Origin of the sequence: Embleya sp. NPDC008237, assembly GCF_042956465.1 — a bacterium.
In the GTDB taxonomy this organism is placed as follows: Bacteria; Actinomycetota; Actinomycetes; order Streptomycetales; family Streptomycetaceae; genus Embleya.
Genome location: NZ_JBIBGL010000005.1, coordinates 428,795 through 441,279 on the forward strand (window position 1 = coordinate 428,795; position 12,485 = coordinate 441,279).

Here is a 12,485-nt window from a genome sequence, read left to right on the forward strand (position 1 = left end):
GTCGTCGTCGGCGTGCGTTTCCCGTGCCATCACCCTGCCGTGCCGGCCGACGCCCGGTCCAAGACCACCGGTGATAGCCGATGGTTATCGACGGGGCGCAGTTCCCCGACCACGGACCGGACCCGGGGCCGGCGGGGCGAAGAGCCGCAGGCGCACCCGGAGCGGATCACGGCGGGCCGACGAGCACCGTGTGGTCCGTGGCGCCGGATCGCACCTCGAACACGGTGAATCCGTGCGGGCCGGCCAGGACCTGGTGCACGCAGCCGGACGGGATGAACACGACGTCGCCCACCTTCATGTGCACCCCGCTCGCCAACCCGGCACCGGAGAAGACGTCGCAACTGCCCGCGGTGAGCAGCACGACGGTCTCCTCGCCCTCGTGGTGGTGCACCGCGGTCCGCTCGCCCGGTCCGAGCGTGGCGAAGAAGCCGCACAGGCGTCCGGCGCCCACGGTCGCGGCGGATACACGTTCGCTCATCCGGATGCCCTGCGCACCGACGACGTCGGCACCGGCGGGTACGAGCACGGCTTGGTTCACGGGTTCACGGTCGGCCATGGGTTCAGGGTCGACGCGGGGTCGATGCCGGAAACGCGCGTGCCGCCGAACCACACCGAATGGGCGAGTCCGTGTCCGCCGCCCATAGGCCCGAATCCGGGCCCGGAACGGCTCTTCCGCGATCACCGCCGCGCCGGCACCCTTGGGCCCTGTCCGGCGGATCCCGGTGGGCAGCGCCGCTCTGCCCCGGTTCTGGCCGGGCCCGGCGCGGTCCGGCCGGGTTCGCGCGGCCCGACGACGGGAGCAACGATGGGCAACGGAAGCCGGGCCGGCCACGTCGTGCCGAACCACGATGTGGCCGCGAGTGCCGCACGGGCGATCGTGCGGAACGTGGTGGCCGCGGCGTCGGCGGCCGGTCGCGCGGTGAGCGTCGCGGTGGTGGACGGCGCCGGCGTGCCGGTCGCGTTCGAACGCATGGACGGGGCATTGCGGTTCAGCGCGGATCTGGCCACGGCCAAGGCCCGCACGGCGGCGGCGTTCGGCCGGGCCACCGCGACGATGGAGGAACAACTGGGCGATCGGCCGGTGTTCGCGCAGAGCTTCGTCCAGCAGGGGAGTTGGTACCTGGGCCGCGGCGGCCATCCGCTCCTGGTCGACGGCCGACCGGTGGGCGGGGTCGGAGTCAGCGGGGACGCGGCGCAGTACGAGGACGAACTCGCCCGCGCCGCCGCCGAATCCTTCGGCAGAGACGCGGGTGGGTGAGCCGGTGCCACGCCCGACACCGGGCGGCTTCGCTCCCGATGTCGGGCAACCCACGACCGCACCGGTGCCGCGCCCGACACCCGCCGGCCCCGGCCCCGATCCGGGTTTCGGTCGACCCACCACCGCACCAGACCCGCGCCCCACACCGGGCCGCCCCGATCCCGATGTCGGTCAGCCCACGATGCGCTTCTCCACCGCCACCGTCGCCCGTTCCACCCCGCGAGCCACGTCCCGGACCAGCCCGTTGACGCGAAGCAGCACCGCCGAGGCGACCGTGCTCGCCGCCTCGACCAGGTTCCCCGACGCCGCCGCCGTACTCGCCGCCACCGCCGCGCCGCGTACGCCGCTCGTCGCCGCCGGGAACGGCAGCGGCAGTGGGCCGGCGTGTGAACGCAGGTCGGAGAGTTGGCCGTTCTTCAGCGCCATCACCGCGTCCTCGCCGGACACGTACCCCTCGCAGTGGCCGTACCCCTTCAGCGCCGCGTGCAGGAACGCGGTCGCGTAGACGTTGGTGATCGCGTGTTGTTCGGCGAAGCCGATCCCGGGCTTGCCGTCCCGGGGCAGGCCGGGAAGGTGGATGTCCATGTCGCTCGGATCGAGGAACTGCACGTGGTTGCCGCCGCTGATCTCCACGTACGCCTTGTAGCCCTGCGGAACCAGGTCCAGGTAGTGCACGCCCGATCCGGGGGAGATCTTGTCGTTCTGCCCGGACACGATCAGCGTCGGCGCGCTCACCTTGGCGACGTCGGCGTCGATCAGCGCGTACAGGTCGGGTTCCTTGACGTTGCGGCCGGGCGCGAAGCCCATGACCGCGCGGATGCGCTTGTCCCGGGCCGCCGCGACCAGCGCGCCCGCTCCGCCCAGGGACACCCCGACCGCGGCGAACGCGTCCTGCTTGATCATGCCGCGCAGCGGATTGAACCGGTCGTCGTCGATGTCGATCAGCTTGTCGATGGCATCGCTGATGGTGTCCGCGTGCACGTGCGGGTCGAGCGCGAGGATGTTCTCCGGGAAGTAGCGGAAGACGATGTAGCCGTGCCGCACCACGTAGTCGGTGAACCAGTCGTACATGTTCGAGCCGGTCCAGGTCGCCGGTGCGAGGACGACGGACGGGTACGAGCCCTCGGACTTGTCGGCCGGGGCCAACCAGCCGTCGTGCTCGGCCGGGTAGCTGATCTTGGCGAGGGTGAACCCGGGTCCACCGGTCCAGAACGGGAACTCGATGGTGCCGATGCCGTAGGGGCCCGGCTGGTCCGGGCGTACCGGACTCTCGGGCACGAGTGTGGTTGCCATGAGGCGAGTCAACCCTTCGCCGACTCGCTTTGGCACCGCAATACTTGGCCAAAGTATCGAGACCCCGGTCACAGTCGTGTGGGGGCGGCGACACGAAGGGTGAAATCCGGCCGGCGGGCGGCGGGCGGCACGGTCGGTGTCGCACAGGGTCGTCGACGGGCTGCCGGCGACTATTGATGGACCATCAGCAGCACGGCCCGGTTGTCGTCGGCCAGGCCCCGGTAGACGTGCGGACCGGTCGCGTCGAAGCGGATCGAGTCGCCCGTCGACAACTCCCGACGGTCGGCGAGCGGCCCGGTCTCGATCCGGCCGGCGGTGACCAGCAGGCATTCCTCGACGCCGGGACGATGCGCCGCCGAGACCTGTTCGGCGTCGGTGACGTCGAGTTCGTACAGTTCCACCCAGCCGCGGACATGCACCCGGTGCAGCAGGCGGGCGTGCACCGCCTCGCCGCTCACCTGCGGCCCCTGGTCGGCCCGGACCACCGAGACCGCCGGCGCGCCGCCGTCGAGCAGACCGCCCAGCGGAACGTCCAGCGCGCCCGCGAGGGACCACAGCGTGCTCAGCGTGGGATTGGCCTCGCCCTGCTCGATGCCGTGCAGCGTGGTCTTGCTCAGGCCCGCACTCGCGGCGAGGTCGGCGAGCGAGCGGCCGGCCGCCTCACGCAGCACCCGAATGTTGTGCCCGATTTCCCTTGCGATGGTCATGCCGTTCATTATGCTGGATCACCGTACCAGTTTACCGGTACGCATGAGCCGGTGCTCCTGGACCACGCTCCCGAACACCGTGGGAACGGGCCCGTCGTGCCGGTGCCGCCTGGGCGCTGTGGGACGCTCCCCCGACTCCGTAGGGATGGAAGAACATGGTCATGCGCGTCTCCCGCCTGGAGCACATCCCCGGCATCGGCGTGGACAGGGTCGGCGACGCCGCCGACGCCGCACACGATCCGGACCTGCTGCGTCTGGAGAACCTCGACACCGACATCCGCCCGCCGGCCGTCGCGCTCGCCGCCACCCGGGCCGCGATCGACGACGACGCGGCCAACAGCTACCTGCCGTTCCACGGTTCGCTCGCCCTGCGCGAGGCCGCCGCGGCGCACGTGGGCCGCATCGCGGGACGCGCGTACGACCCGCACGAGGAGGTGATCAACGCGGCCGGCGGGCTCAACGGCATCCTCGACGTGCTGCTCGCCACGGTCGAGCCGGGCCGCGAGGTGGTGCTCGCCGACCCGATCTACGCCGGCCTGGTCAACCGGATCCGCCTCGCCGGGGGCGTTCCGCGCCATGTGCCGTGCACCGCGGGCCCGGACGGCTGGAGCACCGATCCGGACGAACTCGCCGCCGCGGTCGGCCCGAACACCGCCGCCGTGCTGGTGATGTCCCCGGCGATGCCCACCGGCGCGCTGCTCGACCACACGCACTGGGACGCGCTGGCCCGCGCGGTGGCCGAGCACGACTGTTGGGTGATCCACGACGCGGCGATGGAGCGCATCCGGTTCGACGGCAGGGCTCCCGACCATCCGGCGGCGCATCCCGGGCTGGCTCATCGCACCATCACGTGCGGTGCCGCCTCCAAGGAACTGCGGATGATCGGCTGGCGGGTGGGGTGGGTGGTCGGGCCCGCCGAGATCATGGCCGACGTCAAACTCGTCGGCCTGAGCAACGTGGTCTGCCCCGTCGGCATCGGTCAGGCGGCCGTCGCCGCCGCGCTGTCCGCGCCCGACGCGGACGCCGACGTCGCCGCCGCGACCGGGATCTGGCGGGAGCGCTGCGCGACCATCCTGGACGCACTCGCCGACTACCCGTGCATCCGACCGCACGGCGGCTGGTCGCTGCTGATCGACACGGCCGCGATGGGCCTGGCCCCGGAGGTCGCCGCCGAACGGCTGTTCCGGCTCGGCCGGATCGCGGCCACGCCGATGAACGGCTGGGGTCCGCAGGGGAGTACGCACCTGCGTCTGGTCTTCGCCAACGAACCGGTGGAGCGATTGGGCGACGTACGCGCCCGGTTCGCGGCGGCGTTCGGCTGACCGGGCCGACCAGCGGTGCTTTGTGGCGACCGGGGGTGTAGGTGCGCGCGGGCGGCGGTTGGCGGGTGGGCGCCGGCCGGGCGCTGCTGCGGGTGCGCCTGCCGGTGAGCGCGTGCGGGCGGGGCGCTGCCGCGGGTGAGCGCCTGCGTGGGCGCGTGCGGGCGGGCGCCTGCGGGCGGGGCGCTGCCGCGGGTGAGCGTCTGCGGCCGCGCAACCCGAGTGCGCCGGCCTGGGCTGCCGCGCCGACGCGACGCCCCGGGTGCGTCGCGTCGGGCGTCGTCAGGCCAGTCGGTGGCCGGTGGTGCTGTCCACGTGGTCCGGGATCTCGCCCAGGTGCCGGTCCCCCGTGGTCGAGGTTCCCGTGGGCTCGAACATCAGGATGGAGCCGCCCGGCGACGACGGCTTGTGCTCGGTGCCCTTGGGCACCACGAAGGTGTCTCCCTTGCGCAGCACCACCGTGTGTTCGCCGCCGTCCGCTTTCCGCAGTGCGATGTCGAACCGCCCGTCGAGGACGAGGAAGAACTCGTCGGTGTCCTCGTGTACATGCCACACGTGCTCACCCAGAGTGTGGGCGATGCGCACGTCGTAGTCGTTCATTCGGGCCACGATCCGAGGGCTGTACACGTCCTCGAAGGTCGCCAGTGCTTCGGTGAGGTTGACGGGCTTGATCTCCATGACCCGATTCTCGACCATCGCTCGGGCGCGCGTCTTGTACGTTTCCAACCCGCCGACACCCCGCACCCGATCCGCTGCCCACGCGGCGGCCGGCTGCCGTACTCAGCGCCCGGAGCCCCCCTGGACCAGCCGCAACCGCGCCCGTTCACGCGGCTTCTCGGTGGTTCCGCCATCGAGGCCGAGGCGGAGGCGGAGGCCCGGACCGCTACCGATACCCGGACCGTCCGGGCCGTCGGAGCCGTCGTTGAGGAGCCTGCACATCGCTTCCTTGGAGTGGTCGCCCTCGTCGAGCAGTCGACGGATCAGCGGCTCGTCCTCCGGCCGGTCCGCGCGCTCGGGGTCGGCGATGCCCTCGGACAACCGCTGGACCAGGTCGAGGAGCGCGTGGTCCTCGGGTGTCAGGCCGCCGGCCCGCCAACCCTGTGCGGCCGGATGATTGCGGCGCAACGCCGCGCCCGCCGCCACCGCGCGGGCCGAGTTCGCGTCCCGCAGCACGGCTATCGCTCGCGCGGCCCACGCCCGCGGGCTCTGCCGGCGACGGTAGGCGAGCCGATGCTCGGGGGGCGCGACACGGCGTCGCGCGGTGCGCACGGCGGCGACGTGTCCGCGCATACGATCCACCGTCGGGCCGTCGACCCACTCGATGCCCCAGGCCGCGATGCCGTCGACGACGATTCGCACCTCGGTCCCGGCGACCCTGGTCAACTCCCCGTCCAGCCCGACCTCCCGGATCTCGCGATCGCTCACCGCCGCTCCTTCCGATCGCGTGATCACCCGTTCGGCCACCGTTCCGGATCATGCCCATGCCGAAGGGTCCGAACACAAAATACATCTCTGCACCGACCTCGCGGATCGGCTTGCATTTGCGACTCAACAATGGGCATACAGCCGGCAGATGCCACTCCGATCGGCCGGCCGCGTCGACCGCCGACCTCCGACCGTCGACCCGGCCGCCGCCGGACCCGATGTGCCTGCTCAGTACGGGAGTTGCCCGTGCACCCGAAGCAACAGCTCGTTCAGGACGCCCTGTTCGGAGGCGTTCAACGGCTCCAGCAGTCGATCCTGGACCTCGCGCGCATCCGCCTCCAACTCGGCCAGGGCAATGCGGCCGGCCGCAGTGAGACTGACCCGGACGCGACGGCGGTCCGTCGGGTCGCGCACCCGCTCCACCCATTCGGCGACGGCGAGTTCGTCGAGCACCTTGACCACGTCGCTGGGGTGGATGGCCAGCCGGGCGGCCAGGTCACGCTGCGCATGCGGACCGAAGTCGGCCAGCGCGGCGAGCACGGCCATGTGCCACAGGCGCAGCCCCCTGTCGGCGAGGCGGTCGGCGAGCCGGCCTCGGGCGGTCTTGCCGACCCGGGACAGCAGGTAGGTGGTCAGCGCGGTCAGCGTCGGCGGCGCGGTCTCGTTCATGGCGACTACTATAGGCTCCGACCAATGATTGGTTCTCACCTACGAATTTCGGAGTTCGGATGGACGCCCTGCACCCCCGCCTTCTGGTCGACCGCTTCGCCGACTGCTTCCGCTTCTACGACGCCGTCCTGCCCGAACTGATCGGCGCCACCCGCACCCGCGGCGCCGCGCACGGTCCCTACGCGAGCTGGGACGTGGGCGCCGAGGGCGTGCTGATGTTGTTCGACCGCACGGCGATGGCCGAGGTGGTGGGCGCCGGCCACCTGCCCGGCGAGCCCCCCGCGCCGGTGCAGGACCACACGATGTTCGTCAGCCGGGTCGCCGACCTGGACACGGCGTACGCACTGTGTCTGGCGCACGGCGCACAGCCGGTCACCCCGCCCACCCACCGCCCGGCCTGGGGCGAGGGCCTGCACACCGCCCACGTCCGCGATCCGGCCGGCACCCTGCTCGAACTCCAGTCCTACTGAGGCGCGTTCGGCACGGTGACCGGTTCGAGTCGGGCCAATACGGCGCTCGGGGCCTGTTCCCGGGGCAGCGCGGCGCCGCGCTCGTACGCCTCGCGGCAGCCCGCCGTGCCCAGGGTCGCCACGAGCCGGTCCACCGGCAATCGCAGCCGGGCTGCCCGCGTCGAAGATCCCGCGCAACGCCGCACTCAGCCCGAGCACCTCGGCCGCGCCGACCGAATCCCCCTCCCACCGCAACACCGCGGCGAGCAACTCCGCCGTCGGCGCGACGTCGGCCGGATCGCGACGGGCGACCGCCGCGGCGGAGGTGGCGGGCAACAACTTCCGGGCCCGCGCGAGCAGGTCGGTTCGATCCACGCGGGCGGAGGCCCCGGGGTCGGCCCGATCGATGTGCGCGGAGGCCCCGGCGTCGACCCGCGTCGCGGTGCCGAAGGACACCGGGTCGGCCCGATCCGGCGCACCGGACGCCCTCGCGTCGATCTCGTGCATGCCATCCGTCGACGCCGGGTCGAGACCCTCCTCGGCCGCCGAGAGGAGGGTGGCCAACCGCCCCTGGGCGAGCATGTCGCCGACCATCTCGGCGGGCAGCGACAGGCTTTCGGCGAGCGCCTCCAGGCGGTCGAGCATCTTCTCGGCGTCCGGGAACTCCCCGACTCTGCGGTGCAGTTCGGAGCGGCCGGAGAGTACCGCGAGCTCCAGATAGCGATGCCCGCGCGTCCTCGCCTGCCGCTCCGCGGCCGCCAGTTCGCTCCGCGCGCCGGCCAGGTCGCCCGCCCGCATGCGCTCGGCGGCGAGCGTACCCCGGTACAGCGACGCGTCGTCCGCGGCACCCAGTTCGCTCGCCGGCGCGACCGCCCGCTCGAACGCGGCGATCGCCGGCTCGTGTTCGCCGCGAATCGAGTGGTGCGCACCGATGGCCATCAGCGCCGTCGCCAGACCCCACCGATCGCCGACCGCCGCGAACCCGGCCGGCGCCTCGGCCCGCGCACTCGCCCCCGCCTCCCAGTCACCACGATCGGTGTGCACGAAGTCCGTCACCCAGTGCGAGCAGGCCCGGACCCACGGATCCGACCCGGACGCCATCCGGGCCAGTTCGCGCTCGCCCGCCTCGGTGTTCCCGGACAGGAACGCGGCCGGCGGCAGCCCCACCACGAGCGCCGGGTAATGCCCGAACACGTCGGTCCGGGCGCAGGCTTCGAGCAGCGAACGCAGCTCCTCGCCGTCCGCGAGCCGCGGCGCGCCGATCCCGGCCAACAGGCGCATCACACGGCGAACGCGGCCCGCGCGTGCTCGGGCAGCGCGTCACCGAAGCGCAACACCTCGGGCACGATGGTCTCGAACGGCGCACCGATCCCGCGTATCCCCCAGTACCAGAACAACGCATCGGCGAACCCGGCCGCATCCACCGCCTGCCCGGCGTCCACGAACGCCCGCAGCGCGGCCATCAGGTTGTCGTACTCCGCATCCAACAGCGCGAGCGATTCCAACTGCGCGGATGTGCGCAGGAGCGGGTCCTGCTCGTGCGCGAGCGCCAGGAAGTGGCGCTCGAACCGGGCCGCGAACCCGGCCTGTTCACCGGCCGGCAACAACTGCTCGGCCGCATAGGCGCGCACCGTCTCCAACATCCGGTAGCGCGGTTCGCCGTCCCCGACCGCGTCCACGATCGACTTCTCCACCAGCGAGCCGAGGACGTAGAACACATCGTCCACGGGCAGCAGTTCGTCGGCACACACCGTCTCCGGCGCGGCCACCGTCGCGCCGCCCGGGAACACCGACAGTCGCCGGGCGAGCAGTTGTTCCGGCTCGGCCGGCAGATCCCAGCTCCACTCGACCACCGCATGCAACGTGCGCCGACGCGGCGGCCCGGCCCGGCTGCCCGAGGCGAGCAGGCGGAACCTGTCGTCCAGTCACCGGGCGATCTGCTCGACGCTCATCGCGCGCAGCCGCGCGGCGGCCAATTCCAGGGCGAGCGGCATGCCGTCCGGCCGTCGGCAGATCTCCACCACGGGGCCGAGCGTGCCGGCATCGAGCACGAACCCCGGCCACACCGCGCCGGCCCGATCCGGGAACAGCCGCACCGACGCCGCGTCCGCCGCCGCCGCAAGGTCCGCGGCCGAGTCGCCGACCAGGGTCGGCACCGGCAACGGGCCGACCCGGCACAGCGCCTCGCCGGTGATGCCCAGCGGCTCTCGGCTGGTGGCGACGACGGTCAACTGCGGCAACCGGTCCAGGAGCCGGTACGTCAGCTCCGCCGCCGCGTCGACCAGGTGCTCGCAGTTGTCCGGGATCAGCACCGCCGCACCGACGTCGAGCAGTTCGGCGATCCGCTCCAGCGCGGTGCCGGTCCGGCGCGGCCGACCGTCCGAGGAGCGCAGATCCCACGAGCCGAGCGCGGACAACACCGCGTCGGCCACTCCGTCGGGCGTGCCGACGCCGGCCAACGGCACGAACCACACCCGCCCGCGCCGGTACGCCTGATGCCGGGTCACCCCTCAGATCGGCCGGCACCTCGGCATGCCGGCCCAACCGCAGCTCCGCCTCGAAGCGGTCCTCGGCCGCGTCCACCCGCAACCCGTGCAACCGCGCCGCGACCGCCCGGGCGAACGGCGCCTCCGCCAGGTCCGCCGGCGCCGGCCCCCGCCACAACGCGAGGGCCTCGACAAGGGCCGAGGCCGCCTTGTCCGGCCGGTCCGCGGCCAACTCGCGGCGCCCGTGCGCGGCCGGCTCCTCGAACCGATGCGCGTCCACGTCCTCGGCCCGGATGCCGAGCCGATAGCCGCCGCCGACCAGGTCCACCGACACGCCGGCCGGCCGCAACACCTTGCGCAGCCGCGACACCAACGTCTGCACCGCGTTCCCGGCATCCGCGAGCGGCTCCGCCCCCCGCAGCCCGTCCACCAGCGCGTCCACCGACAAGACCCGACCCGCGTCCAACGCCGGCCGGGCCGGCAACATGCGCAACCGCACCCCACCGACCTCGATCGGCACACCGTCATCGCCCCGAGGCCGCACCCCGCCAAGCAACCCAACCTGCATCCGGCCAGGATCGCAGAACCCCGATCCGGGGCCGGTGGGCGGTGGGCTCGCGGAGCGGGATCGGCGTTACTGCGGCCACGACGAACCATCGCGGCGACGACGCGTGATCGAGGTATCGCGGAACGTGCGATCACACGTCGGGGGTGCTGCTTCGTCCGCTCGTCCCACGTCAAGGGTCGGCAGAACGGCCCCTGACGTCGCCGCCACGGACGGGTCCCACGATTCGCCGCCTACCCGGCGGAACCGGCCCTGGCGACCCGGGCGTCCCTACGATCCTCCTTCGCCGACCACGCCGCGGTCGGGCCACGCGGGCGTCCGGCAGAACCTGTGCGACTGGCCGGCCCCGAGCCCCCGGCATCTACCGAGGCGCGTTACCCACCTATCCGCCGAGTAGTGGCCCGAAGAAAGGCGTCACCGGGCATTCCGGTGCGGGAAGGCAGTTCGCGGTCGGGTGCCTCATACCACGGGCGCTGTTCCACCGTGCCGCCGTCCACGGTGACGGTCAGCCCGAATCGCTCTGCCTCCGGTCGGCCGACAGCGGTCCACCAGGCGTGGGCAGCCTCGACCTCGCTCCACAGGTCGCGGGTTCCGGTCTGGTGGACGACGGGAATGCCGTCCTCGGGGAATACCGCCTCGGCCAGGGAGGGTTCGCCGGCGTCGTCCCATCCGTAGAGGTACATCCGGCCGTCGTCCCGGATGTCGGGCATGCAGTCGGGGACCATGAGGCCGATGACGAACTCCGCGGCCCGGTGTGTGGCACCGGCGACGTCGGCGATCGTCAGGGCGGGGGTCGATGCGCGAGCGGTGCGTTTCCAAGTGCCGGGCCAGTGGACGTTCGGGTACTCGGCGCGCTGGGCGCGCAGTTTCATGAAGGACAGCCCACCCCGGAAGCGACCGTGTGCCTGGTTGCCGGTGACGGTCAGGTGGACGACTTGGTCGTGGGGGTTGTAGTCGGTGCCCCAGGGCATCACGACTGTGGCGCCGGACGCGGCCTGATCGATCCACGCGGCAGGGATGCTGCGGACCCCTGCGGTGACGTGGACGCGATCGTACGGGGCGTGCGGGGGGTGGCCGAGTGCACCATCGCCGGTGATGACGGTGATGCTCGCGGCGTATCGAGTGCGGTCGATCGCGTCCCGGGCCCGGGCGGCGAGCACGGGGTCGACTTCGATGGTGGTGACATTGGCGCCGCGCGCGGCCAGAAGCCCGGCCGTCCAGCCGGTCCCGGTGCCGATCTCGAGTACGCGCATGCCGTCGGCCAGGTCGAGCACGGCGAGTTCGAGGGCAACGACGGTGGGCGCGGACGAGGACGAGGTGGCGAGTTCACCGGGTTCGTCGCCGGTGTGGGCGCCGTCGTCCCACTGAGTCACGAGCGGGATGTCGTCCTCGACGGCGGCAAGCCAGGCATCCGGATCACGGTCGCGGTCGATGGCTCGTTCGTAGCCGCCGTCACGGAAGGGCCAGATGCGGTCGGGGACGAAGTCGGCCCGCCGGACGGTGGCGAACGCCTGCTCCCAGCCGGGCGGCATGGTCCCGGCCAGGGTGAGGAGTTCGGCGATCGGCGCCGTCACTTGTCGTCCCTACGATGATCGCCGCCGCCGGGGGCCGGAGGGCTGTCGGGAGTGGGGTTCGAGGGCTTCCGATCCTTGGGGCTGACGGGTCGCTCGTCGTCTGCCGGTGGGCCACCGTGATTTCCCATGCCGTTCCTTCCTCGGTGACGACGTCCCGACTCGGAGCCGCCGCGGTGGGTGAGCCTTGGGCATTGGGCGTGTATCCGCTCTCGCTGCGCCAAGCCCGGAATCGGGCGGGCACGAAGTCGACGCGGCGGACGGTGTCGAAGGCGCTTTTGAGCGCACGTCGCGCCGGTAGTGCTCGCGGGTATGGCCTGATTCGGGGGAGATCTGCTCTCTCACCGTACGGGCGACATACACAACCCGTCAATCACTATCAGTCATGCATAATTGACCCATCGTCACCGATCTCAAAGGTGTCCGCCGGCGTCTATCTCGCCCATCTGACGCCCTCGGACACGGCGCTCCTGCCCGACATGTACGAGCAAGCGATGTCGAACCGGTGGATCGGCGTGGTTGGCGCGTTCGACGCCCGGGCCGCCCACCGCCGCCCATGCCGTCGCGACACCGCGGAGTACCGGCCGACTTGGCGGGGCCTCCGCGTGGCGGCTGCCACGTCGGGACGGAGCCTGCCGGACGGAGCCGCCCGTCGCCGGATCCGTACGAACTGACCCGTCGAACTGGTGGACCCCATCCCGTCTCGGGCTCCATCAACCCGCGATCGCCACGCCGCCCGGGCA

The 12,485-nt window shown here is 72.4% G+C and carries 14 protein-coding genes and 1 pseudogene; 4 read left to right on the forward strand and 11 right to left on the reverse strand.

What is annotated here, in order from left to right:
* Positions 1-166: 166 nt before the first annotated feature.
* The gene (locus ACFZBU_RS15630) at positions 167-556 is read right to left on the reverse strand and encodes a hypothetical protein (protein ID WP_391584093.1); all 390 of its coding nucleotides are present in this window, start codon (positions 554-556) and stop codon (positions 167-169) included.
* A gap of 249 nt (positions 557-805) precedes the next feature.
* Here ACFZBU_RS15630 and ACFZBU_RS15635 point away from each other — a divergent pair, with 249 nt between their 5' ends.
* A complete protein-coding gene (locus tag ACFZBU_RS15635; protein WP_391584094.1) occupies positions 806-1,258 on the forward strand; it encodes a heme-binding protein in 453 nt (150 codons plus the stop codon).
* A gap of 171 nt (positions 1,259-1,429) precedes the next feature.
* On the opposite strand, the gene ACFZBU_RS15640 is transcribed toward ACFZBU_RS15635, so the two are convergent.
* The gene (locus ACFZBU_RS15640) at positions 1,430-2,551 is read right to left on the reverse strand and encodes a dienelactone hydrolase family protein (RefSeq protein ID WP_391584095.1); all 1,122 of its coding nucleotides are present in this window, start codon (positions 2,549-2,551) and stop codon (positions 1,430-1,432) included.
* A 170-nt stretch (positions 2,552-2,721) separates the two neighbouring features.
* Positions 2,722-3,258: a helix-turn-helix domain-containing protein gene (locus ACFZBU_RS15645; protein WP_391584096.1), complete on the reverse strand. Its 537-nt coding sequence runs from the start codon at positions 3,256-3,258 to the stop codon at positions 2,722-2,724.
* A gap of 161 nt (positions 3,259-3,419) precedes the next feature.
* Here ACFZBU_RS15645 and ACFZBU_RS15650 point away from each other — a divergent pair, with 161 nt between their 5' ends.
* Entirely contained in the window at positions 3,420-4,580 is a 1,161-nt protein-coding gene (locus tag ACFZBU_RS15650) for a pyridoxal phosphate-dependent aminotransferase (RefSeq protein WP_391584097.1), read from the forward strand.
* 279 nt (positions 4,581-4,859) lie between these two features.
* On the opposite strand, the gene ACFZBU_RS15655 is transcribed toward ACFZBU_RS15650, so the two are convergent.
* The 3 genes from ACFZBU_RS15655 to ACFZBU_RS15665 all read right to left on the reverse strand — a co-directional run bounded on the left by ACFZBU_RS15655 (position 4,860) and on the right by ACFZBU_RS15665 (position 6,671).
* Complete coding sequence (locus tag ACFZBU_RS15655) at positions 4,860-5,255, reverse strand: cupin domain-containing protein (RefSeq protein ID WP_391584098.1); 396 nt, start codon at positions 5,253-5,255, stop codon at positions 4,860-4,862.
* Between the two features lie 102 nt (positions 5,256-5,357).
* The gene (locus ACFZBU_RS15660; RefSeq protein WP_391584099.1) at positions 5,358-6,002 is read right to left on the reverse strand and encodes a hypothetical protein; all 645 of its coding nucleotides are present in this window, start codon (positions 6,000-6,002) and stop codon (positions 5,358-5,360) included.
* A 228-nt stretch (positions 6,003-6,230) separates the two neighbouring features.
* Positions 6,231-6,671 carry a MarR family winged helix-turn-helix transcriptional regulator gene (locus ACFZBU_RS15665; RefSeq protein ID WP_391584100.1) on the reverse strand — a complete coding sequence of 147 codons (441 nt, stop codon included), beginning with the start codon at positions 6,669-6,671 and terminating at the stop codon, positions 6,231-6,233.
* 59 nt (positions 6,672-6,730) lie between these two features.
* On the opposite strand from ACFZBU_RS15665, the gene ACFZBU_RS15670 reads away from it, so the two are divergent.
* Complete coding sequence (locus tag ACFZBU_RS15670) at positions 6,731-7,141, forward strand: VOC family protein (RefSeq protein WP_391584101.1); 411 nt, start codon at positions 6,731-6,733, stop codon at positions 7,139-7,141.
* Here ACFZBU_RS15670 and ACFZBU_RS15675 read toward each other — a convergent pair.
* The gene (locus tag ACFZBU_RS15675; RefSeq protein ID WP_391584102.1) at positions 7,135-7,263 is read right to left on the reverse strand and encodes a hypothetical protein; all 129 of its coding nucleotides are present in this window, start codon (positions 7,261-7,263) and stop codon (positions 7,135-7,137) included. The two genes, ACFZBU_RS15670 and ACFZBU_RS15675, sit on opposite strands and share 7 nt — an antisense overlap.
* Positions 7,264-8,051: 788 nt before the next feature.
* Between ACFZBU_RS15675 and ACFZBU_RS15680 the strand changes: the two genes are divergently transcribed.
* On the forward strand, positions 8,052-8,303 hold the full coding sequence (locus tag ACFZBU_RS15680) for a hypothetical protein (RefSeq protein ID WP_391584103.1): 252 nt from the start codon (positions 8,052-8,054) through the stop codon (positions 8,301-8,303).
* Between the two features lie 97 nt (positions 8,304-8,400).
* On the opposite strand, the gene ACFZBU_RS15685 is transcribed toward ACFZBU_RS15680, so the two are convergent.
* From ACFZBU_RS15685 to ACFZBU_RS15700, 4 genes and pseudogenes are all read right to left on the reverse strand, one after another.
* A complete protein-coding gene (locus ACFZBU_RS15685; protein WP_391584104.1) occupies positions 8,401-8,973 on the reverse strand; it encodes a hypothetical protein in 573 nt (190 codons plus the stop codon).
* A gap of 72 nt (positions 8,974-9,045) precedes the next feature.
* On the reverse strand, positions 9,046-9,627 hold the full coding sequence (locus tag ACFZBU_RS15690; RefSeq protein ID WP_391584105.1) for a hypothetical protein: 582 nt from the start codon (positions 9,625-9,627) through the stop codon (positions 9,046-9,048).
* A gap of 61 nt (positions 9,628-9,688) precedes the next feature.
* Positions 9,689-10,174: pseudogene (locus ACFZBU_RS15695) on the reverse strand (BTAD domain-containing putative transcriptional regulator); the annotation flags it as partial.
* Between the two features lie 371 nt (positions 10,175-10,545).
* The gene (locus ACFZBU_RS15700; RefSeq protein ID WP_391584106.1) at positions 10,546-11,745 is read right to left on the reverse strand and encodes a methyltransferase domain-containing protein; all 1,200 of its coding nucleotides are present in this window, start codon (positions 11,743-11,745) and stop codon (positions 10,546-10,548) included.
* Between the last annotated feature and the right edge of the window lie 740 nt (positions 11,746-12,485).

Excerpts from the sequence above, each read along its gene's own strand:
- ACFZBU_RS15665 (WP_391584100.1), bottom strand. The coding sequence starts at position 6,671 with ATGAACGAGACCGCGCCGCCGACGCTGACCGCGCTGACCACCTACCTG.
- ACFZBU_RS15650 (WP_391584097.1), top strand. The coding sequence starts at position 3,420 with ATGCGCGTCTCCCGCCTGGAGCACATCCCCGGCATCGGCGTGGACAGG.
- ACFZBU_RS15645 (WP_391584096.1), bottom strand. The coding sequence starts at position 3,258 with ATGACCATCGCAAGGGAAATCGGGCACAACATTCGGGTGCTGCGTGAG.
- ACFZBU_RS15680 (WP_391584103.1), top strand. The coding sequence starts at position 8,052 with ATGGCCATCAGCGCCGTCGCCAGACCCCACCGATCGCCGACCGCCGCG.
- ACFZBU_RS15640 (WP_391584095.1), bottom strand. The coding sequence starts at position 2,551 with ATGGCAACCACACTCGTGCCCGAGAGTCCGGTACGCCCGGACCAGCCG.
- ACFZBU_RS15670 (WP_391584101.1), top strand. The coding sequence starts at position 6,731 with ATGGACGCCCTGCACCCCCGCCTTCTGGTCGACCGCTTCGCCGACTGC.
- ACFZBU_RS15655 (WP_391584098.1), bottom strand. The coding sequence starts at position 5,255 with ATGGAGATCAAGCCCGTCAACCTCACCGAAGCACTGGCGACCTTCGAG.
- ACFZBU_RS15630 (WP_391584093.1), bottom strand. The coding sequence starts at position 556 with ATGGCCGACCGTGAACCCGTGAACCAAGCCGTGCTCGTACCCGCCGGT.
- ACFZBU_RS15635 (WP_391584094.1), top strand. The coding sequence starts at position 806 with ATGGGCAACGGAAGCCGGGCCGGCCACGTCGTGCCGAACCACGATGTG.